21 protein-coding genes are annotated in these 25,239 nt (G+C 71.5%); 9 read left to right on the forward strand and 12 right to left on the reverse strand.

Annotated features, from left to right (window positions below):
• Positions 1-123 precede the first annotated feature (123 nt).
• From ACFYPG_RS02230 to ACFYPG_RS02255, 6 genes are all read left to right on the forward strand, one after another.
• A complete protein-coding gene (locus tag ACFYPG_RS02230; protein ID WP_088989215.1) occupies positions 124-273 on the forward strand; it encodes a peptidase in 150 nt (49 codons plus the stop codon).
• On the forward strand, positions 270-812 hold the full coding sequence (locus tag ACFYPG_RS02235) for a hypothetical protein (protein WP_387349652.1): 543 nt from the start codon (positions 270-272) through the stop codon (positions 810-812). The genes ACFYPG_RS02230 and ACFYPG_RS02235 overlap by 4 nt, the downstream gene beginning before the upstream one ends.
• A complete protein-coding gene (locus ACFYPG_RS02240; RefSeq protein ID WP_387349654.1) occupies positions 802-2,358 on the forward strand; it encodes a glycosyltransferase in 1,557 nt (518 codons plus the stop codon). The genes ACFYPG_RS02235 and ACFYPG_RS02240 overlap by 11 nt, the downstream gene beginning before the upstream one ends.
• A gap of 6 nt (positions 2,359-2,364) precedes the next feature.
• Positions 2,365-3,228: a choice-of-anchor P family protein gene (locus ACFYPG_RS02245; protein WP_387349656.1), complete on the forward strand. Its 864-nt coding sequence runs from the start codon at positions 2,365-2,367 to the stop codon at positions 3,226-3,228.
• 6 nt (positions 3,229-3,234) lie between these two features.
• Positions 3,235-4,395: a non-hydrolyzing UDP-N-acetylglucosamine 2-epimerase gene (wecB, locus tag ACFYPG_RS02250; protein WP_387349657.1), complete on the forward strand. Its 1,161-nt coding sequence runs from the start codon at positions 3,235-3,237 to the stop codon at positions 4,393-4,395.
• A gap of 127 nt (positions 4,396-4,522) precedes the next feature.
• Complete coding sequence (locus ACFYPG_RS02255; RefSeq protein WP_387349659.1) at positions 4,523-5,992, forward strand: acyltransferase family protein; 1,470 nt, start codon at positions 4,523-4,525, stop codon at positions 5,990-5,992.
• A gap of 65 nt (positions 5,993-6,057) precedes the next feature.
• On the opposite strand, the gene ACFYPG_RS02260 is transcribed toward ACFYPG_RS02255, so the two are convergent.
• The 4 genes from ACFYPG_RS02260 to ACFYPG_RS02275 form a co-directional block, all read right to left on the reverse strand.
• Entirely contained in the window at positions 6,058-7,260 is a 1,203-nt protein-coding gene (locus ACFYPG_RS02260; protein ID WP_387349661.1) for a YeiH family protein, read from the reverse strand.
• The gene (locus ACFYPG_RS02265; RefSeq protein WP_355006639.1) at positions 7,260-7,406 is read right to left on the reverse strand and encodes a hypothetical protein; all 147 of its coding nucleotides are present in this window, start codon (positions 7,404-7,406) and stop codon (positions 7,260-7,262) included. Before ACFYPG_RS02265 ends, ACFYPG_RS02260 begins: the two co-directional genes overlap by 1 nt.
• Before the next feature lie 176 nt (positions 7,407-7,582).
• Positions 7,583-7,663: a putative leader peptide gene (locus ACFYPG_RS02270; protein ID WP_355006783.1), complete on the reverse strand. Its 81-nt coding sequence runs from the start codon at positions 7,661-7,663 to the stop codon at positions 7,583-7,585.
• Between the two features lie 95 nt (positions 7,664-7,758).
• A complete protein-coding gene (locus tag ACFYPG_RS02275; protein ID WP_387349663.1) occupies positions 7,759-8,346 on the reverse strand; it encodes a TetR/AcrR family transcriptional regulator in 588 nt (195 codons plus the stop codon).
• A 128-nt stretch (positions 8,347-8,474) separates the two neighbouring features.
• Here ACFYPG_RS02275 and ACFYPG_RS02280 point away from each other — a divergent pair, with 128 nt between their 5' ends.
• Positions 8,475-9,674 carry an FAD-dependent monooxygenase gene (locus ACFYPG_RS02280; protein WP_387349665.1) on the forward strand — a complete coding sequence of 400 codons (1,200 nt, stop codon included), beginning with the start codon at positions 8,475-8,477 and terminating at the stop codon, positions 9,672-9,674.
• A gap of 94 nt (positions 9,675-9,768) precedes the next feature.
• Here ACFYPG_RS02280 and ACFYPG_RS02285 read toward each other — a convergent pair whose 3' ends face one another.
• On the reverse strand, positions 9,769-11,562 hold the full coding sequence (locus ACFYPG_RS02285) for an adenylyl cyclase (RefSeq protein ID WP_387350878.1): 1,794 nt from the start codon (positions 11,560-11,562) through the stop codon (positions 9,769-9,771).
• Positions 11,563-12,088: 526 nt separating this feature from the next.
• On the reverse strand, positions 12,089-12,361 hold the full coding sequence (locus ACFYPG_RS02290; protein WP_355006636.1) for a GlsB/YeaQ/YmgE family stress response membrane protein: 273 nt from the start codon (positions 12,359-12,361) through the stop codon (positions 12,089-12,091).
• 423 nt (positions 12,362-12,784) lie between these two features.
• Between ACFYPG_RS02290 and ACFYPG_RS02295 the strand changes: the two genes are divergently transcribed.
• Positions 12,785-15,826 carry a BTAD domain-containing putative transcriptional regulator gene (locus ACFYPG_RS02295; protein WP_387349666.1) on the forward strand — a complete coding sequence of 1,014 codons (3,042 nt, stop codon included), beginning with the start codon at positions 12,785-12,787 and terminating at the stop codon, positions 15,824-15,826.
• A 7-nt stretch (positions 15,827-15,833) separates the two neighbouring features.
• On the opposite strand, the gene ACFYPG_RS02300 is transcribed toward ACFYPG_RS02295, so the two are convergent.
• The 6 genes from ACFYPG_RS02300 to ACFYPG_RS02325 form a co-directional block, all read right to left on the reverse strand.
• A complete protein-coding gene (locus tag ACFYPG_RS02300; RefSeq protein ID WP_387349667.1) occupies positions 15,834-16,388 on the reverse strand; it encodes a dihydrofolate reductase family protein in 555 nt (184 codons plus the stop codon).
• A 73-nt stretch (positions 16,389-16,461) separates the two neighbouring features.
• Positions 16,462-17,028 carry a hypothetical protein gene (locus tag ACFYPG_RS02305; protein ID WP_355006633.1) on the reverse strand — a complete coding sequence of 189 codons (567 nt, stop codon included), beginning with the start codon at positions 17,026-17,028 and terminating at the stop codon, positions 16,462-16,464.
• Between the two features lie 17 nt (positions 17,029-17,045).
• Positions 17,046-18,893 (reverse strand): S9 family peptidase, encoded by a 1,848-nt coding sequence (locus tag ACFYPG_RS02310; protein ID WP_387349670.1) that lies wholly within the window; start codon positions 18,891-18,893, stop codon positions 17,046-17,048.
• On the reverse strand, positions 18,894-20,672 hold the full coding sequence (locus ACFYPG_RS02315; RefSeq protein WP_387349671.1) for an N-acetylglutaminylglutamine amidotransferase: 1,779 nt from the start codon (positions 20,670-20,672) through the stop codon (positions 18,894-18,896). It abuts the gene before it with no gap.
• Between the two features lie 98 nt (positions 20,673-20,770).
• Positions 20,771-23,440 carry a glutamate--cysteine ligase gene (locus ACFYPG_RS02320; RefSeq protein ID WP_387350880.1) on the reverse strand — a complete coding sequence of 890 codons (2,670 nt, stop codon included), beginning with the start codon at positions 23,438-23,440 and terminating at the stop codon, positions 20,771-20,773.
• Positions 23,441-23,552: 112 nt separating this feature from the next.
• On the reverse strand, positions 23,553-24,119 hold the full coding sequence (locus ACFYPG_RS02325) for a DJ-1/PfpI family protein (protein ID WP_387349673.1): 567 nt from the start codon (positions 24,117-24,119) through the stop codon (positions 23,553-23,555).
• A gap of 53 nt (positions 24,120-24,172) precedes the next feature.
• Between ACFYPG_RS02325 and ACFYPG_RS02330 the strand changes: the two genes are divergently transcribed.
• Positions 24,173-25,117 (forward strand): GlxA family transcriptional regulator, encoded by a 945-nt coding sequence (locus ACFYPG_RS02330; protein WP_387349675.1) that lies wholly within the window; start codon positions 24,173-24,175, stop codon positions 25,115-25,117.
• The last annotated feature ends 122 nt before the right edge of the window (positions 25,118-25,239 follow it).

Here is a 25,239-nt window from a genome sequence, read left to right on the forward strand (position 1 = left end):
CGCGTCACCCGCCTGCCACACTCATGAAGCATTTAATCACTCTTTAGGGTCTCTATGCCGCTTTATCCTCTTTGCCCGATTTCGCGGTGCCATTCTGGCCTTCGAGTTACGGAGGGAGTTGGCATGTACGGAGTACCCACCAAGGGGCCACACATCGGAGGTGGCCTTGCCGCCACCGGGGTTGCTGTTCAGTCCTGGTTGCTGGTCGGCGTCGGGCTGGTAGTGCTGGGTCTGGCACTGTGGCTCGTCGCCATGTTGGGCCGCGAGCGATGACAGGTCCCCGACGCGGGTCGTGGCTGCGCGCCAGCGCGGGTGGCCTGATCGGAGTCGCCGCCGCCGTCGCCATGCTCTGGCGGTGGCACGACATCGCCAGCGCGGAGGCGTGGCTGAACGCCCATCTCGTCGACGCCGTCGGGTTGGCGGACACCAAATCCATCGGCGCGGCCGTGATCTTCCCACTGGACGAGCGCTGGGTCGGCTTCATGGTTTCCAGCGGCTGCTCGGTCGCCATGTTGCTGATCCCGCCGATCGTGCTCGCGTCGACGTTGATCGGGTTCCGCCGCATCTCACTGACGCGGGGACTCAACGCCCTGGCGATGGCCGTCGTGCTGCTGGTCACCGTGAACCAGGTCCGACTCGGCGCGGTGGTGGTCTCGATGCAGACCTGGGGCTTCAAACTGGGCTACGAACGCAGCCACGTGCTGATCGGCTCGGTGATCACGACCGCCGGTCTGATCGCCGTCACGATCCTCTTCGTGGTCCTGGTCAGCCGGACCAAGCGGATCTCCGGGACGGTCGCCGGTGTCCACTGAGACGCAGTCGCTCGCCCTGCTCAACACCGCGGCGTTCCTGCTGTGCGTCAGCTTCTGCGCGTACGTGCTGAGCATCCTGGTGTTCCACCTGAAGAGCGGACGTAGCCGGGGCGGCAGCCCGGACGGCTTCGACTGGCACATCATCGTGCCGTGCCGCAACGAGGCGTCGGTCATCCGCGACACAGTGCGGCGTCTGCTCTGCGACTTTCCGCAGGCGACGGTCTGGTGCGTCGACGACGCCTCCGAGGACGGCACGCTGGCCGAACTGGCCGCGTTCACCGACCAACCGCGGGTGCACGTGGTCCAGCGTCAACTGCCGGACGCGCGACAGGGCAAGGGCGCCGCGCTCAACGCCGCCTGGCGACGCATCGATCAGTCGTTGCCCGCCAACGCGGACCGTACCCGGGTGATCGTCGGGGTCCTGGACGCGGACAGCCGACTCGACCCCCAGGGTCCGGTGGCCCTGTCCGGCCGTCAGTACTTCGGTTCGGAGCAGGTCGGCGCGGTACAGGTGGAGGTGCGGATGCTCCAGTGCGCGCCGCGCCGGTACGCGCAGCCGACCGAGGTCGGCGCCTGGGGACGGCTGCTGATCCGGCTGCAGGACATGGAGTTCCGCGCCCCGATCGCCGCCATGCAGTCGCTGCGGCGACGCACCGGCAGCGTGGCGATGGGCGGCAACGGGCAGTTCACCCGGCTGTCCCTGCTCAACGAGATCGCCGACCAGCACGGCACACCGTGGCACGGCGCCCTCCTGGAGGACTTCGAGCTCGGCCTGCACATCCTGCTGGCCGGGGGTCGCACCGAGTACTGCCCGGAGAGCTGGGTGGCCCAGGAGGCGCTGACCCGGATCCGCCCGCTGGTGCGGCAGCGCACCCGCTGGGCCCAGGGGTCGATGCAGTGTGGCCGCTACCTCGGTAGGGTGCTGCGCTCGCCGCGAATCCGCAACTCGGCCACCCTGGAGATCGCCCACTTCCTGGCCGCACCGTGGACCCAACTGCTCGGCACACCGATCTACGTCGCCTGCCTGGTGGTGATGTCCTACTACATCGACAACACAATGGGTGGACTGCGCGGCTGGTGGAGCAGTGGCGGCTGGGGCGTACCCCCGTTGGTGCTCGTCTTCGGCATCGGGCCCTTCGCCCTGTGGGGCATCGTCTACCGGATCCGTTGTGAGCCGCAGCTGTCGATTCCCAAGGCCCTGCTGCTCGGCGTCTGCCACTGGCTGTACAGCTACGCCCAGTCACTGGCGGTCTGGCTGGCCTTCGCCCGCATGGTGACGGCCCGCACGGACTGGCAGAAGACCGCCCGTGCCGCCGATCCGCAGCCCCAACCGGCCCCGGCTCGGGCCGTGGGTCGAGTGGCCGTCGGCCAGGCGGCCGTGGGTCGGGCCGCCGTGCCGGCCCAGCCCCGCCGGACCCAACCGGCACGCCGGTCGGGTCGCAACGACGGGCCACGGTCGATCCGACCGCCCCGGCACCTCAGTCACCTCTCGCACCTCACCACCCCCACCACAGACCGCCCCGCAATCGCCCACACCAGAAAGTAGACATCTATGCCACGAGTTAGATCCGGTCTCGCCCGCACCGCCGCGGTGCTGGCCGGTGGTCTCGCCATGGTCGTCCTGGCGGCCTCTCCGGCGATGGCCGACACCTCCCAGTCCTCCGCCTCGGCGCTTCAGATCAGCCTGTTCGGTGGTGGCCTCGCCAGCTCCGGCACGGCGTCGGCCACCAACGACGGCACCACCGAGTCGATCTCCGGTAACCAGAATCCGCCGCTGGGCGTGCTCGGCGGGCAGACCGTCATCACCGCGGGCGTGCTGGGCCAGAGTGTCCGGGCGTTCAACGACGGCACGTCGGCGGCCTGCGCCGGTGTGCTCGGCACCGGCGGCTCGATCACCATCGGTCCCGGCGGGTCGTGCCTCGTCACGCCGGGTGCCGGGGTGACGCTGACCCTCGGCACCAGCGGCCTCGCCTCGATCTCACTGGTCGCCGACGCCATCTACTCGTCGTGCCAGGCCACCAGCAGCCCCTCTGCGACGGGCACCGCGAGTCTGGTCAACGCCCGGATCGTCTCGACGATCCTGGGCGTCGACACGACCCTGCTCGCCCTGCCGGTCAACCCGGCGCCGAACACCGGCCTGAGCATCCCGGGTCTGATCGACCTGACCCTCAATGGCCAGACCACCTCCGGCGTGGGTCAGCTCACCGTCACGGCGCTGAACCTGACGGCGCTCGGCGGCGCGTTGGCGGGGGTGACCATCGGCACGTCGAGCTGCGGGGCCAACGCGGTCGCGCCCCCCATTCCGGTGATCCCGCTCGCCGGGGCGCCGCTCGCGCTCGGTCTCGGCGCGCTCGTGGCCGGCACCACCGGCGGGTTCTCGCTCTACCGGCGTCGCCGCGCGGCTGCCAGGAGCTGACCCGACATGTGTGCGAGCAGCTCGACACCGCGAGAGGTCCTGATCCTCGCCGGCACCAGGCCGGAAGGAGTGAAGACCGCGCCTCTGATCCACCGTCTCCTCGATGATCCGAGGTTCACGGTACGGGTGGCGGATACCGGTCAACAGCCGGGACGCGTCGCCGAGGCACTCGCCCCGTTCGGTCTCCGCCCGGAGGTGAGCCTGCGCCCGCAACGGCGTACCGGCTCGCTCGCCGAACTGGCGGCGGCACTGATCACGGGCATCGACGAGCTGCTCACACACCACCGTCCAGCGGCGGTCGTGGTGCAAGGGGACACCACGACCGCCCTGGCCGGCGGGACTGCCGCGTTCTGGCGGCACGTCCCGGTCGTCCACCTGGAGGCCGGACTGCGGACCAACGACCTGGACCGGCCGTTCCCGGAGGAGGCCAACCGGGCCATGCTCGCCCGTATCGCCGCGCTCCACCTGGCGCCGACCGAGGCGGCCCGGACGAACCTCATCGGTGAGGGCATTCGCTCCAGCGCGATCGTGGTGACCGGCAACACCGTTGTGGACGCCCTGCACGACCTGGTCGAGCGCGGCATGGCCCAGGCACCGGACTGGGTCGACGCGGCCCGCAAGCTGGTGGTGGCCACTGTGCACCGACGGGAGAACTGGGGTCACGGGGTCACGGCCACTGTGGATGGTCTCCGCCGCCTGGCGCGAGCGTGCCCCGACGCCCAGATCGTGATGGTCGCCCACCCCAACCCACAGCTCAGCGCGGAGGTCACCGCGGGCCTCGCGGGCGTGACCAACGCCCGGGTCACGCCACCACTGCCCTATCCACAGATGGTCGGGCTGCTCCGGGCGGCCGACCTGGTCGTCACCGACTCCGGCGGGCTCCAAGAGGAGGCCGCCACCCTGGGGGTGCCGTTGTTGGTCACCAGGGAGACCACGGAACGCCCGGAGGCCCTGACACCGGGACGCGGCGAGTTGGTGGGCACCGATCCCGAACGGCTCCTGTCGGCCGGGCTCCGCCACCTCGCCAGCGGGCGGACCGCCGTCGTGGGGTCGCCGTTCGGTGACGGGCGGGCGAGTGACCGCTCCGTCGTTGCCCTGGCGGGGCTGCTGAACGTACCGGCCCGTCGGGTCGTGCAGCGTCGCCGCACCGCCGCCGCCGCCAGCTGACATCGGCCGATCCGGACAATCATCCAAAATTCCGGACAAACCTCCTCTATCCACTGATAATTGGCACATCGATCGGCAGCGCTCCGATCCGTCGGTCCAACAGTTCAGTGATCAGAGGAGTCGTCAGGTGCAGGCGAAGTTGAACGGGCAGCGTTCCGCGACGCTGCAGGGCAGATACTCCGCCCAGCACAACGCCTTCGGCGTCCTTCGCCTGGCGATGGCGTGTGGCGTGATCATCGCGCACGCCGGCCCGCTCGGCTTCGGCCAGCACAACCTCGGCGCGGCCACCTTCGGCCGACAGAGCGACCTCGGCACCCTGTGCCTGTACGGATTCTTCCTGATCTCGGGGTTCCTCATCACCGACAGCGCGCTGCGTTCCACGCTGCGCCAGTACGTCCGTGCCCGCCTGCTGCGGGTCTTCCCCGGGTTGTGGGCCTGCCTGCTGGTCACCGCGTTCGTCTTCGCGCCGCTGGCCGCGCTGTACGAGAACGGCAACCTCGACGGGTTCTGGGGGCACCCGGAGGGGCCCTTCGACTACGTCACGACGAACTTCCTCGCCTCAATGGAGCAGTTCCCCATCTCCGGGTTGCTGGCCGACACCCCGTACGGCCTGATCGCCGGCGGACCGAGCGCGTTCGACGGTTCACTGTGGACGCTGCGGTACGACCTGGCCTTCTACGGGATCGTCGGCATCCTGGTGGTGACCTCGGTGCTGCACCGGGCACCTCGCGCGGTGCTCGTCCTCACCGCCGTCTCTTACGCCCTGGTCCTGCGCGACTTCTTCACGGCGCCGACCTGGAGCTCGCGTCCGCCGCAACACGGCGCGATCGGGCCGTTTCCGCTGCTCGGCGCGTTCGCCGCCGACTGGACGCTGATGCTCGGCTTCCTGTTCCTGCTCGGTGCCGCCGCCCGCCTGTACGCGCACCGGATCCCGATGACCAGGGAGCTGGCCGTGCTGGCCGGCGTCGCGTTGGTCGGCTCGTTGTGGCTGGGCGGGTTCTTCGCGGTGGGCCTGCCGGCGTTCGCCTACCTGGTGCTTTTCGCCGCCGTCGCGCTGCCAAAGCGGCTGTCCGGGGTCAGCCGCCGGCACGACTACACCTACGGCATCTACATCTACGGCTTCCCGGTGCAGCAGATGATCGCCCTGCTCGGCGGGGCCCGGTTCGGGATGCTCGGCTACATCGTGCTGAGCCTGCTCGGTGCCCTCCTGTTCGCCGTCCTCTCCTGGCACCTGGTGGAACGGCCCGCCCTCGGGTTCAAGACCGGCAGCGGACGCGCACGGCACCGGCGCGCGGGCCGCACCGCCAGCCCTCACGCGGTGCTGATCCCCAGCCCGGTGAGCGTCAAGGGCGCCGAGGCGCGCGCCGGCCGGCACAAGGCGGGCGCCCGGCACAGCAGGTCGTCGAAGAACGCCCCCGCCACGGCGGGCACCCCGCGCCGCGCGAATCGACTCACCGGAACGGCGGCGTCGTTCCTGGCGGTACCCGTACGGACCAGGAAGGACCTTCCGTTCGACCCGGTGAAGACGCCCACCTCGCATGCCCGGTCGGGTCGGTCACACCGTGCGCCGACCACCACGACGACACCGCCCCGCTGATCACGATGGGGCCGGAGCCAGGCTGGCTCCGGCCCCAGCACCGTCCGCAGGGGCAACCGGCTGACTCAGGCCGAGAAGTTCCGGAACAGCAGGGACGCCAGGGCGAGCGCCAACGCCAGATTGAACACTGTGGCACTGGCGAACACCGCCACCGGTCGCCAACCCGCCTCCCGCAGCGACGCGACCCGGACCTCCAGGCCGATGCTGACGAAGGCCAGGATCAGGAACCACACGCGCAGGTCGTTGACGATGGCGATGGTGGCCTTGCCGTCCGCGCCAGCGGCATCGAGGTACCAGGTGGCGATGACCGAGGCCGCGATGAAGCCGAGGACGAACTTCGGGAACCGCGTCCACAGCTCACCGAGGCCCGGCCGGGCCGCGCCGGGCCGTCGTTCCACCCGCAGTGTGAAGTACGCGGTGAGCGCGACCGCCACCACACCCATCAGGGCATTCTGGGTGACCTTGACGATGCTGGCGATCTGGAGCGCCTCCTCACCGGCGAGCGCTCCCGCCGCGGTGACCGCCGCCGTGGTGTCGATGTTGCCACCGATCCAGGCGCCGGCCACGGCGTCGGAGAGCCCGAACACGTCGGCCAACCAGGGCAGGACGAAGATGGACGGCAACGCGAAGACGATGACCAGACTCGCCGTGTAGGCCAACTGCTCGCGGCGCGCCCGCACCGCGCCGGCGGCGGCGATCGCCGCGCTGACTCCGCAGATCGACACCGCCGACGCGAGCAGCGCCCGCAGCTTGTCGTCGAGGCCGAACCTGCCGGCCAACCACCAGGTGAACAGGAACACCCCACTGATCAGCAGAATCGCCTGGGCGATCGCCGGGCCGGCGGCGCTGGCGATGACGGCCAGGTTGATCGACGCCCCGAGCAGCACCAGACCGGTCTTGATGAAGAACTCGGTCCGGAACGCGGCGGCGATCCGGTCCCGCCACCCGAGCAGCGTGACGGCGACGTTGCCGAGCAGGCCGAGCAGGATCGCGTACACCGGGTACTCGATCGCCGCTCCGATGTCCTCGACGGCGGTGCCCTCGGCCCAGGCCGGGACGTTCTGCTCCAGATAGCGGGTTAGCCCGGCGAGACCGACCACGATCAGCACGCCGAGCACTGTCCACGCCCAGAACGCCCCGTCACGCGCCACATTTGTCGGCTCGACGGAATCGACCGTGGTCGACGACGTGTCGCGCTCGCTCTCGGTGGGTGCGTCGTCGGCGGAGGTGCCGGGCTCGTTTCCGGTGCGGGTCGCGTCGGCGGTCATCAGGGCACCAGCCCGGCGGGGATGGCACCGAGCAGGACCAGGGCAAGCAGGCCCAGGCCGAGGATGGTGGCCGCCCAGTCCTCGTTGAACGCGAGCCGGGAATCTCCGGCGGTCTCCGGATTGGGCGGTGACGGATCGGTGGTCATGACGTACCTCCAGGAATGGCCCGATCCGGCCGTGGCGGGATCGGTTGAGGGGCGAGCAGGCAAGACGGGGCCTCGGTGACCGCACGAAGGCCGCCGGGCCGGTTGGACCACGGGGCGGCGCGTGATTCGGCAGCGGGGCCAGAGGAAGGGTGCGGGTGGTGCCAGCCGGTCGGTGGTCAGCGACCCGGACAGAGCTCGGAGGCGACCCGCATCAGGTCAACGGCCCGACGCGAGGTGAGGAACGGACCATCCGGCATTGGCCCATTTTCCTATCGACTCGATAGGAATTCAAGACCGTGAGCGAGACTCCTCGCCAGCCGTCGACGGCAGGCGGAGGCCTGAGCCGGCGGGATCAGGCCCTGCCCCTCTGCGGACGGAGCCCGTCCATGATCACCGACACGTAGCTCTCGGACAGCGCTCGTGATGCCGAATCCGACTTCGCGATCGCGTAGGTCACCTCACTGATCAACACGGTGACGACGGCGATGTCGATGTCGGTACGGATCGCACCGCCGTCGCGGGCCCTGGTGATCAGGTCGAGCCCGACCTCGTTCAGGGCGGCTCGCTGCGCCGCCGTGCGCGGAAGCTCCATTCCCCCGAGCCGCTCGCCCGAGATCCAGTGCGCGGACTGGAAGGCCATCACCTCGGTGAGGAAGCTTCGAAGAGCCAGTTCGGCATCCGGCTCGCGCAGCGCGTCCCGGCCGCGCTGAATGAGCGGCTCGAGCAACTCGGCCACTGCCGCGTCGATGAGAGCGTCCTTGCCGCCGAAGGTACGCACGACAGTGGCCGCTCCCACGCCCGCCCGCTGCGAGATCGCGTCGACGGTGATGTCGACGCGCCCCGCGGCGAAGAGGGCCTTCGTCGCCGCCAGCACGCGTTGGCGATTGCGGACGGCGTCCACCCTGCGTCGGGTCACTCCATCGGCGGCAGGGGTTGACATCTGAAACGCCCATTCCATATCGTGAAGTGGAACATCTATTTCATTTAGCTTACGCAAGCCTCACTGGACCGCGCAAGCGGTGAACATGCCACCGGCGTGCTCCTCGCTGCGCCGGCAAGGAGACGTCGATGAACCAGCGGATTCTCATCTCCGGAGCCGGCATCGCGGGGCCGACCCTGGCGTTCTGGCTGGCCCGGCACGGCTTTGCGCCCACAGTGGTCGAGCGTGCGCCCGGCCTGCGTGCGGGCGGCAACGGTGTCGACGTACGCGGGCGGGCTGTTGACGTCGCCGAGCGGATGGGGATCATGCCGCGGGTCCGGGCGGCGGCAGCGGACGTCATCGGCATGTCCTTCGTGGACGGGGACGACCGGAGTGTGGCCCGCATCGACATGCGGGCAATCCAGGGCAGGGCCGCCAGCACCGAGGTCGAGATCATGCGCGGCGATCTCGCGGCGATTCTGCACGAGACGACACAGGACGATGTCGAATACATCTTCGATGATTCGATCCGCACCTTGAACCAGGACGACGATGGCGTGACGGTCACCTTCGAGCGCGCTCCGACCCGCCGGTTCGACCTGGTCGTTGGCGCCGACGGCACACACTCCACGGTGCGGGATCTGGCCTTCGGCCCAGAGTCGCAGTTCCTCAGACACCTGGGGCACTACTTCGCATCCGCCAACGCGGACCCGGGCCTGGGTGAGCAGCGGTGGGTGACGCTCTACAACCGGCCGGGCCGGGCTGCGGGAATCTATCGCTCGGGCAACCACTCCTCGGCGAAAGTGAACTTCCTGTTCCGCAGCAAGCCCCTGAGGTACGACCACCGCAACGTCGAGCAGCAGAAGCGACTGCTGAGAGAGGCGTTCGCGGACATGTCATGGCACGTCCCGGAACTGCTGGCGGGCGCACTCACCGACCCCGACTTCTACTTCGACGCACTGAGCCAGGTGCGGATGACGTCGTGGTCGTCGGGGCGCGTGGCGCTAGCCGGGGACGCCGCGCACTGTGCCTCACCGGCTGCGGGTGCCGGGGCGACGCTGTCTCTCATCGGCGCCTACCGACTCGCGGGAGAACTCGCAACCGCTGGCAGGGACCATCGGACCGCCTTTCGCCGGTACGAACAGGGCCACCGAAGGATGGTCCAGCGGAGTCAGTCGAACCTCTTCATCGGCATGATCGCGCCGAAGAGCCGGGCCGGCATCTGGGCTCGAAACACGATGGCCCGACTCCCCCTGCTCGTGGCCATGGCGGGAGTGGAACGACGCCTACAACCGAGGCTCCTGCCGCTGCCGCACTATGGGTCGGCCGCCGGGTCTCAGTCGAGCTAGGCAACCACCCGCAGTAGGCCGGGGCCCCGACGAACCAACCCAGAGGGGCCGGAGCCATCGCCGGCTCCGGCCCCGTCGGTACGCCCGATCCCCGCTACGGGGTCGGGTACTGGGTCAGATAGATCGGAGCGCCGACCTTCGTCATGTCGGCGGCATCCCCGACGCCGTTGACCACATGGTCGATCGTGCCGGCGCTGAGGTTGACGGTCATGATGTGGTGCAGCCGCACCCCGGGCCGGTTCGGGACCTCGAAGCCGTTCTCGGTGTGGATCGAGGGGTTGTTCTGGTTGAACACATACACCCCGCCGCCGTACAGGGTGTGGTGACGCACCCGGTCACCAACCTTGTACCCGGCCCAGCCCTCGACCGCGCCGTTCATCCAGTCGGCCTGCGTCGGCGGGTCGTACGGCAGCTCGTTCTGGTAGAGGATCGTGGTGCCGTGCTCGCCGTTCCAGACCGTGTTGTAGCGCTGGAAGTGCTCGACGAAGAGGCCCGTCGCTGTCACGTGGTCGCCGTTGATGACGGCCCCGTAGCGGCCGGTGTTCGTACGCCAGCGGTCGGTGTCACCGTTGACGCCCTCGGTGAAGCCCTCGACGCCGTGATCACCACGCCACACCCAGGTGTGGTCGATGAGCACGTTGTCGCTGTTGACCTCCAGCGCGGTGTTCGTCCGCCCGATGTGCGGGCCGCCGACCCGGAAGTACACGTCGGAGAGCGTGGTCGGGTTGTGCGGGCTGCTCGCGTTGCGGCCGTGCTCGCGGCCGACCCGCAGCAGGACCGGCGACTCGACGAGGCCGGCGTCGATCGTGACACCGGCGACGATCACCCCGGGCACACCGGCCACGTCCAGCGGGATCGCGCCGTTCACGGCGGTCAGCGTGGCGTGCCCGATCCCCAGCACCACGGTGTTCGGACGCCGAACCTCGATGCTGCGCGCGATGTCGTACGTGCCGGGCGTGAGCAGCAGGTGCTTGCCGCGCGCCAACTGGCTGTTGATGACGCGTACCGAGTCCGACGGCTTGGCGATGAAGAAGTCGCCGATGCCGATGGTGCGCCCCGGCGTGATGCCGTCAGCCCAGGAGACGCCCCGGCTGTCGCGCTGCGCGGCGGGCACCCGCACCTGGTAGCGACCCTTGCCGTCGACGAAGAGGTAGGGCTTCTCCCGGCTCAGCGGGGTGGTCTCCACTGTGGTGTACGGCGGGTCGGGGAACGTGGCGTCGTCCGGCGCGCCCTCGACTCCCGCGAACACCTGGTTCCACACCGCGTTGGACCAACTGCCGACCTCGCTGTTGCGGGTCAGCCACTGTTGCTGTGAACCGTTCGTCGTGGCCGGCAGCCGGGAGTCGGCGATGAACCCGCCGCTGGCGTACTGCGGGCCGGCCGTGCAGTAGTCCATCAGCGACAGACCGCCGCCGCCGATGTTCAGGCGGCGCATCGACACCGCCTGGGAGACCGCCCAGAAGTTCGCCGACGACCGGCAGTCGTCCTGGCCGGCCGCGTTGATGGTGAGCGAGAGGTTGGACAGGGTGCGCCAGAAGTTGACCAGCGCGAGGCAGTTGCCGGTGCCGCCGTCGGCGAGGCAGCGGTTGTAGACCTCCAGCTTGCCGTTGACGGTGACGTCGGTGGGCGAGGCGCCCAGGCCGGACACCTCGGTGTAGTAGCCGACCTTGGCCTGCAACGGCTGCGCGGCCGTGCCGTACGTGCCGGGCTTGAACAGGTAGGCGTGCCGCTCGGTGCCCATCTCGTTGTCGACCTGCCGGGCGTGCGCCGCGTCGAGGGTCTGCTGGATCTCGCCGACCGGCATGGACGGGTCGAAGATCGTCACGTTCGGGCCGAAGTCGGGTGCGCCGTGCGTCGGGCGGCCGGCGCTGGCCACCGTGCTGGTCATCGTGGTGGCGGTGGTCAACACCAGGGCGAGCAGGAGGGTACGACCGGATCTCCGGCGTACGCGTCGGGACAGGGTTGTCACGTGGTTCGTCCTCTCCGCTGGCCGGCGTACTTCCGGCGCAGCTGGGGGCGGTGAGAGCGCTCTCTGATTCCTACGGCCGACGGTGGGGTCGCACCGAGGGGTTGACATGTTTCTACCCCCTGAGCCGGCCGCGCGCCATGACCAGGGACGGGCGAACTTCGTCATGCGGTGATGCGGGCTGGCTCGTTGTCAGCCACGCAGCACCGACGCAAGCATGCCCAGGAGGGCCTCGTTGCGGCGGCCGGTGCTGAGCGGCACAGTTCCGTTCCCACCGAGACGTGGATCAGGCCGGGGCGCATTCATCAGCGCACGGCAGACGGGTCGCCGGCCCGCCCATTCGAACGCTGACGCAGCGCCGGCCCACCCTCCTGCGGAGGGCGGGCCGGAGCGATGGTGCGAGAGACGCGATGGTGCGAGAGGCGCGACGGCGCGACGGCGCGGGAGGTCAGCGCACCCGACGGCGGCCGTGGGTACCGGCGACGATCGCCACGCCGACTGCGGCGAAGGCGACCTGCAGCATCAGCTCGATCCAGTCGATTCCGCTGGTCTCGTCGACGCCGAGGGCACCGGCGACGAGTGTGCCGAGGATCGCCGCGACCACACCGATGAGCAGTGTCAGCCAGATGGGGATGTTCTGCTTGCCCGGTACGACCAGCCGACCCAGCGCGCCGATGACCAGGCCGATGATGATGGCGGCGAAAAAGCCGGAAATTTCCACGGGAAGCCGTCCTTCAAGAGAGAGATGTAGTCGCCGGCTTGATTGCCCCAAGCAACCAACCCCAAAACATCCCCCAGCCCCGCCCCGCCCACGCACCCCCCAGCCCACGCGATCTTGCACTTTGTGCTGCCGTAATGCGGCTTGCGCCACGTATGTCAATGCAGAAAGTGCAAGATCGCGGGAGAGTGGGTCTCCCGGACGGCGGCACCCCCCTACGCCGTCGATCATGGAGTTGTGGTGGTGCACAGAACGGTTGTTAGGGGCTGAAGCGGCCACCATAAGTCCATGATCGACGGAGTGGGGGGGTGCGGGGTGCGGGGCGGGGCGGGGGGTCGGCGTTGGTGGGTCCCTCTGTTGGGGCGGGAGCGGGTCGGTGGTCTCCGTCTGTCGTGGTCTGCTTTGGGTCGCCTTACCGGCGCTAGGATGACCGCCGTGCAGTTCGGGGTGCTCGGGCCGCTCGCCGTGACCACGGACGTCGGCGAGCCGGTGGTGGTGCCCGGCACCAAGGTGCGGGCGTTGCTGGCCGATCTGTTGGCCAACCGCAACCAGGTGGTCTCGGCGGACCGCCTCATCGACGATCTGTGGGGTGACGACGCACCCGCCAATCCGACCGGGGCCCTCCAGGTGCGGGTGTCGCAGCTGCGCAAGGCGCTCAACGATGCCGAGCCCGGCGCCCGCGAGCTGGTCGAGTCCCGGCCACCCGGCTACCTGCTGCGGGTCGACGCGGTCGACGTCGACCGCTTCGACGAGCTCGCCCGCTGCGCCGACGTCGACCGGCTGACCGAGGCCCTCGCCTTGTGGCGCGGCGAGGCGTACGCCGACGTGGCCGACGCCGAGTTCGTGCGGGCCGAGGCGGCCCGCCTCGCCGAGCAGCGCCTCGTCGTTCAGGAGCGGTTGGCGCAGGCCCGGCTGGCCCGGGGTGAGCATGACCTGGTGGCCGGTGACCTGGCTGAGCTGGTCGCGAGGCATCCGCTGCGCGAGGGCCTGCGGGCGGTGCAGTTACGGGCGTTGTACGCGGCCGGCCGCCAGTCCGAGGCGTTGGAGAGCTATGCCGAGCTGCGGGCCCGACTCGCCGAGGAGTTGGGCCTCGACCCCGGCCCGGAGCTGGTCGCCCTGCACCGCAGGATCCTCGAACAGGACGCCAGCCTGAACGCCCCGCCGAAGGCCGCGATCGTCCGGGGCAACCTGCCGGCCCCGCTCGACGAGTTGATCGGGCGGGACGAGGCGCTGGCCGAACTGCGGGCGCTGCTGCCCCGGCAGCGGCTCGTCACGCTGGTCGGCCCGGGCGGCGTCGGCAAGACCCGGCTGGCCACCGAGACGGCCCGCGCGGCGTCCTACCCGGACGGCGTCCGACTGGTCGAGCTGGCCCCGCTCCCGGCCGGTGACGCCCGTGTCGCCGAACAGGTCCTCGGCGCTCTGGGCGCACACGAGGCCGTCGGAACAACCCAGTCCCCCGCCGACCGGTTGGTCACGGCCCTGCGGCACCGGCAGTTGCTGCTCGTGCTGGACAACTGCGAACACGTCATCGAACCGGTCGCCGAACTGGTCGCCCGGCTGCTGCGCGACGTACCCGGGGTGAGCGTGCTGGCCACCAGCCGGGAGCCACTCGGGCTGACCGGTGAGCTGCTCTGGGAGGTACCCCCACTGCCGGTGCCCGACGACGGTGACCTGGACGCGGTCCGGCGCTCGGCGGCGGCCCGGTTGTTCGTCGCCCGGGCGGCCGCGCAGCAGCGCGGTTTCCGCCTCGACGGGCCGACCGCGGCGGCGGTGGCCCAGCTGTGCCGCCGCCTCGACGGGCTGCCGCTGGCATTGGAACTGGCCGCGACCCGGGTCCGCGCGCTGGGCGTACGCGGGGTGGTGGACCGACTCGACGACCGGTTCCGGCTGCTCACCTCCGCGCAGCGGGACGTGCCACAGCGGCAGCGGACGCTCACCGCGGTGATCGGTTGGAGCTGGGACCTCCTGGACGAGTCCGACCGGGTGGTGCTCGCCCAACTGGCGGTGTTTCCGGACGGCTGCACCCCGGAGGCCGCCGAGGAGGTCTGCCGAACCGACCTGGACGCCCTCGCCCGGCTGGTGGACCGATCGCTGGTGGTGCTCGACGATTCCGGCGCGGCCCCCCGCTACCGGCTGCTCGAATCGGTGGCCGCGTTCTGCCTGGAACGCCTCGCCGACGCCGACGAGGTACGTGGGCGGCACGCCTCCTACTACACCGAGCTGGCCGAACGCGCCGACCCCGGGCTGCGCGGGGCCGACCAGCAGCGGTGGCTGGCGCTGCTCGACACCGAGCTGGCGAACCTGCGGTCGGCGCTGGCGCACGGTGGCGGGCTGCGCCTGGCGGTCGCGCTGAGCTGGTTCTGGTTCCTGCGCGGCCGGCTCACCGAGGCACGGCGGGCGCTGGCCGTGCCCGGCGACGCGGAGCAGGAGGCCCGCGCGGCACCCTGGCGGGTCGGCTTCGCGCTGTCGCAGGGCGAGGTGATCGCACCGGACGACGTGCGCGCCGCCGTGGCCGCCGACCCGGACAGCCACGCCGCGTGGTTCGCTGCCAACGCGGTGATCGAACACGGCGACCTGGCCCTGGTCTCGGAGCTGCTACCCACCGCCGCCACCGACCCGTGGACCGAGGCGGCGGTGCTCACCTCCCTGGCCCACATCGCCCACGCCAGCGGTGACCAGGCCACCCTGGAGCGCACCGCGACCCGCAGCGCCGCGCTCTTCGCCGACCTCGGTGACCGGTGGGGTCGGCTCCGGGCGACGGAGTGGGTGGGTGGGCTGGCGGACATGCGCGGCGAGCACGAGCGCGCCGCCGCGCTGCACCGGGAGGGGCTGCGCTGGGCCGAGGAGTTGGCGCTGTGGCCGCAGGTCTGCGCCGAGCTGTCCTGGCTGGCCTGGCTCGCCGTGCAGACCCGCGACTACGCCCAGGGTCGGGAACTGGCCGAGCGAGCCTACGACCTGGCGGTGGAGCAGGGCTCGCCCGGCGCCCTGATCTTCGCGGAGATGAGCCTCGGGCTGGCCGCCCGCCGCGACGGCAAGCTCGACCTGGCCGTCACTCACCTCAGCCGCCTCGCCGACCTGGGCCGGGGAGAGAGCCAACCCGCGCTCTACCTGCCGATGGTGCTGGTGGAGCTGGGCTACGCGGTCGAGCAGGGCGGCGATCCGGACGCCGCGTTGGCCCTGCACGTCGAGGCGTTCGAGGTCGCCGAGGCGATGGCGACGATGCGCGACGCGGTCGGCCCGCTGGAGGGGATGGCGGCGGCGGTGCGCTCCCCCGAGGTTGCCGCCCGGCTGCTGGGCGCCGCGGCCGCCGCCCGGATCGCCACGCAGTCCCCCGCCGCCCCGGCCGAACGCGACGACACCGACCGGGTGACCGCACGCCTGCGGGCCGAACTCGGGCCGGAACGCTTCGACGCGCTGCTCGCCGAGGGCGCGCGGCTGAGCCCGGGCGAGGCCCGGGCCCAGCTCTGATTGGCGCTCAGGAGGTCACCTTCGGCTGGTACGAGGCGACGATCACGCCGCTCTTGTGCACCCGGGTGTCGACCAGGTCGAACGACGCCTTGACGTCGGCCAGCGGCGTGGTGAGGCTGGGGCCGCCCTCCAGCACCGGGTGGATCCAAAACCGGACCTCGTCCACCAGGCCCGCCCGGATCAGCTGGGCGGTGACCGAGCCGAAGCCGTACTGGATGATGTTCTTGCCCGGCTGGGCCTTGAGCGTGGTGACCGCCTCGACCAGATCGCCCTGGAGCACCTCCGTGTTGTTCCAGGTGGGGTTGGTCAGGGTGGTCGAGGCGACGTACTTCTTGACGTTGTTGAAGTACGCGGCGCCCGTGGTCGGGTCGCTCTCGTCCCTGGTCGGCCAGGCGGCGGACATGCCGTCGTAGGTGGCCCGGCCCATCAGCATCGCGTCGGCCTCCTCGGTCTGCGCCCCGGCGAGGCCGGCGGCCTCCTCGTCGAAGTACGGCATGGTCCACATCGGGTTCTCGATGACGCCGTCGAGGGTGATGTAGGTCGAGTTGACGAGCTTGCGCATCGGGATCTCCTGGGTCTCGGTCGTGCTCTCCGGTGACACCCAGAACTCTGCCGGAGCCCGCTTACGATTCGCTTCAGGTGCGCTTACCGGCGTCGTCGACCGGGCCCTGCTCCGGGCCGGTCGACGGGATCGGCAGCGCCTGCGGGGTCACCGTGCCGCCGCCGGTCGAGTGGGCCGGGGCGGGGCGGTCACCGCCGCGGCTGTGCAACCGTCCGCGCCCGGCCGGACCGGGCCGCCGGGTCACCTCGACGGTCACCATCCGCACCGGCGGTGGCGGCGCGGTGAAGCGCCCGACGCCCCACCGCACCCAGATCGGGATCCGGCCGGCGTCCGCCTCCGCGCGCAGCTTCTGCACCGTACGGGCCCGGTCGGTGTGGTCGACCTCCACCACGACGGGCGGACCGTCCGGACGGGCACACGCCACGTCGAGCACCGAGTGCCGCTGCTCCAGCGGCGGTGGCAGCGGCAGCACGCTGGGCGCGCGCCGGTAGACCCGCCAGCCCTGGGCCTCGGCCCACCGCACCACCGAGTCGATCAGCCGCGCGGTGACCTCGTCGGTGTCCAGGTCGACGAAGGTGACTTCGGCCAGCCAGCGACCCAGGTCCGCGGCCAACCGCTCGTCCTGCGCCGCGACCTCCACCGGCGCAGGATAACGCCTCAGCCGACGACGGTCGCGGTCGCGGCGAGGTGCCGGGTGAGCCAGCCGGTGGTGGCCGTACGGGCCGCCTCGGCGTTGGCCCGCGACAGGAAGTCGTGCCCCTCCCCAGCGAGCACCAGGTGCCCGTGCGGCACACCCCGGTCGCCGAGGGCCTGGGCGACCTGGGCCGACTCGCCCGCCGGCACGTTGGTGTCGTTGGCGCCGTGGATCAGCAGCACCGGCACGTCCAGCCGGTCGATGTGGGTCAGCGGGGAGAGGTCGCGCAGCAGGTCGGCGTCCCGGTGCGGGTCGCCGTACTTGCTGACCGCGGCGGCGGCGATCCACGGCTCGGTGCCGGCGAAGAAGGTCCGGAAGTCGGAGATGCCGCACTCGGCGACCCCGGCGGCGAACAGACCGGGGAAGTTCACCAGCACCGCGAGGACCAGGTAACCGCCGTAGGAGCGGCCCAGGACGCCGAGCTGGCCGGGCCGGGCGACGCCTGCGTCGACGAGGAAGTCGGCGCAGGCCGCCACGTCGGCGATCGCGCCGTAGCGCCCGGCGAGGTTGTCGGCGGCGACGAACGAACGGCCGAACCCGGACGACCCACGGACGTTTGGCGCGAAGACCGCGATGCCCTGCGCCACCAGGGCCTGGAACAGCGGGTTGTACCCCGGACGCTCCTGCGCCTCCGGGCCACCGTGCAGGCTGATCGCCGTCGGCCAGGGGCCCGGCCCGGCCGGGCGGTAGAGCCAGCCGGAGAGCGGCAACCCGTCGCGGGCCCGCAGGTCGACCAGTTGCGGCGCGACACCCGCGTTGTCCGTACGCGGGACGCCCGTGTCCGGCCGCAGCGGGCGCGGCGCCCCGGTCGACGGATCGACCAGCCACACCTCCCGGGGCTGCACCGGCCCCTGTGCGGTGAGGCAGAGCAGGCCGCCGTCGGCGGCGAAGACGGCGTCGCCGAGAACCTCGCCGGGGGCGGCGACGGCCCGCTGCACACCGCTGGCGAAGTCGAGCAGGCTCAGCTCGCTGCGCCCGCCGTAGGTGTTCCACAGCAACGCGCCTTGCTGCCCGTCCGCGCTGGGCGTGACGTGTTCCAGCTCGGCGTCCGGTCGTCCGGCGAGCCGGGTCGGCGGCTGCTCCGGTCGGGTCAGGTCGACCCGTACCAGCGCGGCGAGTTCGGAGTACGCGTCGGTGCGGGCCAGCACGCTCGTTCCGTCCGGGCCGAACCAACCCTGGTCGGTGCTGCCCCGCCCGGTGTCCGGGATCAGCCGCCTGCGGACGCCGGTGGCCACGTCGAGCACCTCCAGCCAGCGGGCGTTACGGGGGCCGCGGCGCAGCAGCGCGGTGCCCGCGTCCGGGGTCACGTCCAGGAGGGTGAGCAGGTCTCCCTGGGCGAGCACCCGCCGGTGCCCGGTGGCCGCGTCGACAAGCAGGGCCTGCCCGTGCTCGTCGGTTTCGGTGACCGCCAGCACCGCGCCGTTCGGCAGCCAGCCGGCCAGCGCGGCGCTGCGGCGGCCGAACCCGGCAACCTGGTGGCGTCGCGTGCCGTCAGGGCGCAGCACCCACAGCTCGGTGCGGGGCGCGCCACCGGGGGCGACGACACAGGCCAACCACTGGCCGTCCGGGGACCAGCTCAGCGCGAGAACCGGTTCGTCGCCGACGGGCAGCGCGACGGGCGCACCCGCGTCGACCTCGCAGACCCAGACGCCGGGCGTGCCGGCCCGGTCGGAGAGGAACGCCACCCGGCGGCCGTCGGGGGACGGCGCGGGGGCGAAGTCCTCGCTGATCGGCACCGGTGGTGACACCGGCCGGTGGCTCGCGGGTCGGGGCCGCCGGGTGGTGCGCGGCGGCTCAATCCGTACGCTCATCTAAACCCCGATCCGCTGCAACCAGAGCTCCAGCAGCCCCAGCTGCCAGAGCGCGTTGGAGCCCAGCGTGGTCCGCCGGGCGTTCGGCGCGTCCAGTAACTCCTCCAGGTAGTCCTTGCGGAACAGGCCCCGCTCGCGCGCCGGCCGCGCGGTCAGCGCGTCCCGCACGTCGTCGAGCAGTGGACCGGAGAGGTGCCGGATGGCGGGCACCGGGAAGTAGCCCTTCGGCCGGTCGATCACCTCGTCCGGGACGATGCCCCGACTCGCGGCCTTCAGCACCCCCTTGCCGCCCTGCGCCAGCTTCATGCTCGGTGGGCAGGCGGCGGCCAGCTCGACCACCTCGTGGTCGAGGAACGGCACGCGGGCCTCCAGCCCCCAGGCCATCGTCATGTTGTCGACCCGCTTGACCGGGTCGTCGACAAGCATCACCAGGCTGTCCAGGCGCAGCGCCGCGTCCAGCGCGGTGTCCGCGCCGGGCGCGCCGAAGTGCGCGGCGACGAACTCCAGGCTGGCGTCCTGGTCAAGCATCCACTCGGGCGCCAGGTGCCCGCCGAGCGCGTCGTGGCGACGATCGAAGAACACCCGGGCGTACGCCTCGACGGCGTCCGCGCGGGCCACGTTGGCCATCGGCGGGTACCAGTCGTAGCCGGCGAGGATCTCGTCGGCGCCCTGTCCGGACTGCACCACCGTGATGCGCTGCGAGACCTCCTCGGAGAGCAGGTGGAACGCGACGCAGTCGTGGCTGACCATCGGCTCGCTCATCGCCGCGATGGCCTCGTGCACGGCGGGCACGAACCGCTTCGCGCCGATGCGGATCTGCTGGTGGTCGGTGCCGAAGTGGCGGGCCATCAGGTCGGAGTAGCGGAACTCGTCGCCGCTCTCCCCCGCCGCCGCCTCGAAGCCGATGCTGAAGGTGGCCAGGCCGGTCTGGCCCTGCTCGGCCAGCAGGGCGACGATCAGACTGGAGTCGAGACCGCCGGAGAGCAGCACGCCGACCGGCACGTCGGCGACCATCCGCCGTCGTACGGCGGTGCGCAACGCCGCCATGAGCCGTTCCTGCCACTCCTCGGCGGACATGGTGGGGGCGGCGGCCCGGTTGAACTGCGGCCGCCAGTAGGTGGTGTCGGTGCTCCGGCCGTCCGCGGTGATCACCCGGACGGTGGCCGGCGGCAGCTTGCGGACCCCGGCGAGGATCGTGCGCGGTGCCGGCACCACCGAGTGGAAGCTCATGTAGTGGTGCAGCGCCACCGGGTCGAGGTCGGTGTCCACGTCACCGGCGGCGAGCAACGCCGGCAGGGTCGAGGCGAAGCGCAGCCGGCCCGGCCCCTCGGCCAGATAGAGCGGTTTGATGCCGAGCCGGTCCCGGGCCAGCACCAGGGTGTGCGTGGCCAGCTCGACCAGGGCGAACGCGAACATCCCGTAGAACCGTTCGACGCAGGCCGTCCCCCACCGGTGGTACGCCTTGAGGATCACCTCGGTGTCCGAGGTGGACCGGAAGGAGTAGCCGGCGGCGGTCAGCTCGTCGCGCAGCTCCCGGTAGTTGTAGACGCAGCCGTTGAAGACCACCGCCAGACCCAGCTCGTGGTCGACCATCGGCTGGGCGCCCGCGTCGGACAGGTCGATGATGCGCAGCCGGCGGTGAACCAGGGCCACCGGTCCCTGCTGCCACCGACCCTCGCCGTCCGGGCCCCGGGAGGCCAGGGCGGGGAGCATCCGCTCGACGGCGGCCAGGTCCGGTGACGCCCCGTCGAGGCGGAACTCGCCTCCGATACCGCACATGGCTCACACCTCTCATCGGCTGGATCCGCTGGGTGCGCTGACCGGTCCAGGCTTGGCGGACCGGGTTGCGTCCCGATGACGGGTGGGTCAAGCGTCGGTTACGCCGACGGTTCGTCGGCTCCACCGAGCAGCCAGGTGTCCTTCGAACCGCCGCCGCGCGACGAGTTGACGATCATGCTGCCGGCCGGCGCCACCCGGGTCAGCGCCACCGGCGCGACCTCTGCGGTGTCGCCGAGGAACACGAACGCCCGCAGGTCGACGTGGCGGGGAGCCAGCGCGGTGCCGTCGAAGACCGGGTGGGTGGTCAGCGCGATCATCTCCTGGGCGATCCACCGGTGCGGGGCCGCGAGGATCTGCTCCCGGACGGCGTCCAACTCCTCCGCCTCGGCGCGGGGGCCGATCACCACCCGGTCACCGCCGTACCCGTCGACCGGCTTGAGGACCAGCTCGTCGAGCCGGCCCAGCACCTCGGCCCGCTGCTCGGGCAGCCCACACAGGTACGTCGGCACGTCCCCGAGCAGCGGCTTCTCGCCCAGGTAGTACTCGATCAGCCGGGGCACGTACGCGTACAGCGCCTTGTCGTCACCGACGCCGTTGCCCAGCGCGTTGGCCAGTGTGAGCCGCCCGGCGTGCACGGCGGCGAGCAGCGGCCAGCCCAGCGGCACCCCGTCCGCGCCGGGCGCGTGCAGCAGCGCCTCCTCGTCCATCCGCAGGTAGATCACGTCGACCTCGCGGCGGCAGCCCTCGCGGACCAGCCGGACCCGGCCCTCCTCCACCAGCAGGTCGCTGGTCTCGGTCAGCGGCACGCCCATCTCGTCGGCGAGCAGCCGGTGCTCGAACCACGCCGGGTCACCGGGGCCGCTGCTGAGCACCACCACGGCGGGGTCGTCGGCCGCGGCCGGCGCGGCGGCGACCAGCGCCCGGTACAGCATCGCCGGCGTCTCGTCGGCGGGCAGCAGATCCGCCGGCACCGGCAGCTCCGGCAACACCGCCTGGGTCAGCCGACGGTTCTGCACCGCGTAGCCGATCCCGGAGGGCACCCGCAGGTTGTCCTCCAGCACGTACCAGCCGCCGTCCGGGTCCCGGACGAGGTCGGTGCCGGACACCTGGGCGCGGGTGCCCCGCCGGCCCATCAGCGCCCCGGTCGGGCGCAGCCCGGGTGAGGACTCCACCACCCACGCCGGCACCACGCCGTCGGCCACCACCGCCCGGTCGGCGTAGACGTCGCGCAGGAAGGCGTCGAGGGCGCGGGCGCGTTGCACCAGGCCGGTACGCAGGGTCCGCCAGTCGGCGGCGGGCACCACCCGGGGCACCAGGTCGACCGGGAAGAGCCGGGTGCTCGCCTCGCCGGCCACGCTGAACGTCACGCCCCGGGCCCGCTGCTCCTCGTCCCGGTCGTGTTCGCGTCGACGCAGGGCCCCGGCGCCGAGTTGGCGCAGGGCCGCGAGCATCGGGGCGTACGCCGGTTGCGGTCCGGCCGGTCCGAAGACCTCGTCGCCGGCGTCGGCGTACGTGGGCAGCGCCGGCGGCGTCGGCGTACCCGGCAGCGGCCCGCGGACCCGGCCCCGGGTCTCGTCGAGCAGCAGGTCGACCACGTCGGCCAACCGGCCCCGTCGTTCGTACGCCCGCCGCTGCCGGGCGGCGGAGCTGCCGCGTTCCAGCGCGTACCGGGTCAGCTCGCTGACCTGCTCCCAGTCCCCGGTCGCCTCCAACTGTGGGCGCAGGTCGGTCACCAGGCGGCGGACCGCCTGGGCGGCCGGCACCGGTCGGGCCGACCGGGGCAGGTCCAGCAGGTCACCTTCCAACCCGGAGCGGGCGGCCCGCCACACGGCGGCGCGCAGCACCGGTGGTCGCACGGCCGTACGCTCCACCCCGGCGCGCAGGGCGGCGACCTCCCGTCGGACGAGCGCCCGGAACAGACCGGTGAGCAGGACGATGGTCTCCACGTCGGCGTTGGCGTCGGTGATCCGCAACTCCACTGTGGGCACGTGCGCCGACGGCCGGACGTCGAAATAGATCATGGCGGGGTCGGTGATGGTCTCGGAGGAGATCAGCTCGGCGACCAGCGCCTCGTGGTCCGCGGCGCTGGTCACCTCGCCCGGGTCACCGGCGGTGGGCCACCGCTGCCAGACCAGGGACCGCACGCTGGCGTAGCCGCTGTCCTGGCCCATCCAGTACGGCGAGCTGGTGGAGAGGGCGAGCAGCACCGGCAGCCACGGCTGGACCCGGCGGGTGACCGCCACCGCCAGGTCCCGGTCGGAGACGCCGACGTGCACCTGCGCTCCGCAGATCAACTGCTCCCGGGCGAGCATCTGGTACTCGTCGAGCATCCGCCGGTAGCGGGAGGTGGGGGTGACGCTGGGGTCGCCGTCGGCGCGCAGCGGCACCGTACCGGCTGCCACGATGCCCAGACCGGCCCGGTCGGCGACGTGGACGGACGCCTGACGCAGCCCGGTCAGCTCGGCGCGGATCTCGTCCAGGGTGCGGCAGACCGCAGTGTTGGTCTCCACCACGCTGCGGTGCAACTCGGCGGTGAACGAGGCCGCCGGCAACCGGTCGAGCAACTCCCCGGCGCGGGGCACCAACTCCCGGGTGTGCAGATCGACGACGTGGAACTCCTCCTCCACCCCGAGCGTGGCCAGGTCCGCCGGGTCGCCGTCGTCCAGCGACAGGACCGGATTCGTACGGGGGGCGGGCAGCGTCCGGCCGTTGCCGGACCGGCTGACCGGCTCGTCGTACGTCGGCGCGTTCGTGGTGTTGTCGGCCATGGTCACCCCGGTTCGCGTGTCGGTGGTCTGGCTGTCCGACGAGCGTTCCCAGGGTTGGTACCGGGGGTGTTTCCGGCGCGTTAAGGTGACGCGCCCGTTCTGTCCGCGCTGCTCAGCGCTGCGCGGCCGGGTACTCGATGGTCGCGGCGACCCGGTTGGCGGTGGCGGCGCCCAGTTCCCGTTCGGTGAGCCACAGCCCCAGATCGAGGCCGGCCGACAGCGCGCCAGCGGTGACCCGGTCACCGTCGTCGACCACCCGCTCGTCGAGGACGGTGACGTCGTGGGCGCGCAACTCGTCGTACGCGTTGCGGTTGGTGGTCGCCCGCCGGCCGGTCAGCAGGCCGGCGGCGGCGAGCAACAGCGCACCGGTGCACACCGACGCCATCCACTGCGCCGATGCCGCCACCGCGGCCAGCTTCGCCGGCAGCACACCCCGCTGCGCCTGCGCCCAGGCACCCTCGGGTGCCCGGTTCAGCCATCCGCCACCCGGGACGATCACGCCGTCTGCCTGACCCAGCACCTCGGGCACCTGGAGTTGGACACCACGCATGCTGGTGACCAGCCCCGATCGTTCGACCGCGACCAGCGCCACGTCGAAGCCAGCCATCGACAACACCTCGAACGGTCCGAAGACGTCCAGTTCGTCGAAGCCGTCGAACACCACGATCTCGATCCGCATACGGCCCAGGATCTCCTGCCGGCCGGGCGGCGGCGAGTGGCATCCTTGCCACCATGCGTAAGCATCCTGCCAAGCATCGGGTCGTCGTCCTCGCCCTACCCCGGGTTGTCGCCTTCGATCTGACCATCGCGACGCAGGTGTTCGGCCATGAGGGCCACGGCCGGTACGCGATGACGGTGTGCGCAGTGGACGGTGGTTCGGTCTCCACCACCACCGCGGGCCTGGAGCTGACCGTCGCCGCGACGCTCGGCGCGCTCGACGACGCCGACACGGTGATCGTGCCCGGATTCCGCCGTGGCCCGGCACCGCCGCGTGCCCTCGAGGCGTTGCGGCACGCACACCGCCGTGGCGTCCGCATCGCGTCGATCTGCACCGGCGCCTTCGCGCTGGCCCAGGCCGGTCTGCTCGACGGCCGGCGCGCGACGACCCACTGGGCGCACGCCGATGCGCTCGCCCAGGAGCATCCAGGGATCGTCGTGGACGCGAGTGCGCTGTACATCGACGAGGGTGAGGTGATCACCAGCGCCGGACTCGCCGCCGGTCTGGACATGTGCCTCTATCTCGTCGGCCGCGACCACGGTCAGGCTGCCGCCATCCAACGGGCTCGCCACATGGTCACACCGCTGCACCGAGCCGGTGGTCAGGCCCAGTTCATCCCGGTCGGCGTTCCGGGTGAGGACGACGAGTTGGCCGAGGTCATCACGTGGGCGAGCAGCAACCTGCACCGCCCGATCACCGTCGCGGACCTTGCCCGGCAGGGTGTGATGTCCAGCCGTACGCTGCACCGCAGTTTCCGGACCCGGTTCCGGATGAGCCCACGAGCGTGGCTGATCCAGCAACGGCTGCGGGCCGCCTGCGCCCTGCTGGAGAACGGCGGGATCACCATCGACGAGGTCGCACGGCGTACCGGCCTGGGCACGGCGACAAACCTCCGCGCGCATTTCCAGCGGGCTTTCGCCACCACCCCTACCGCGTACCGGCGGGCCTTCACACAGTGACCGTCCGACGGTGGCCGTGGCGCGGTGGTGGTGACAGCCGGTGATGTCGGGGTGTCCCACCGGCCTGGACACCCCGACACCAGCAGTCTCGATTCGATCAATCCCGGTCAAGGAGCGGCCGG

This window comes from Micromonospora sp. NPDC005553, from assembly GCF_042871765.1.
GTDB lineage: Bacteria > Actinomycetota > Actinomycetes > Mycobacteriales > Micromonosporaceae > Micromonospora.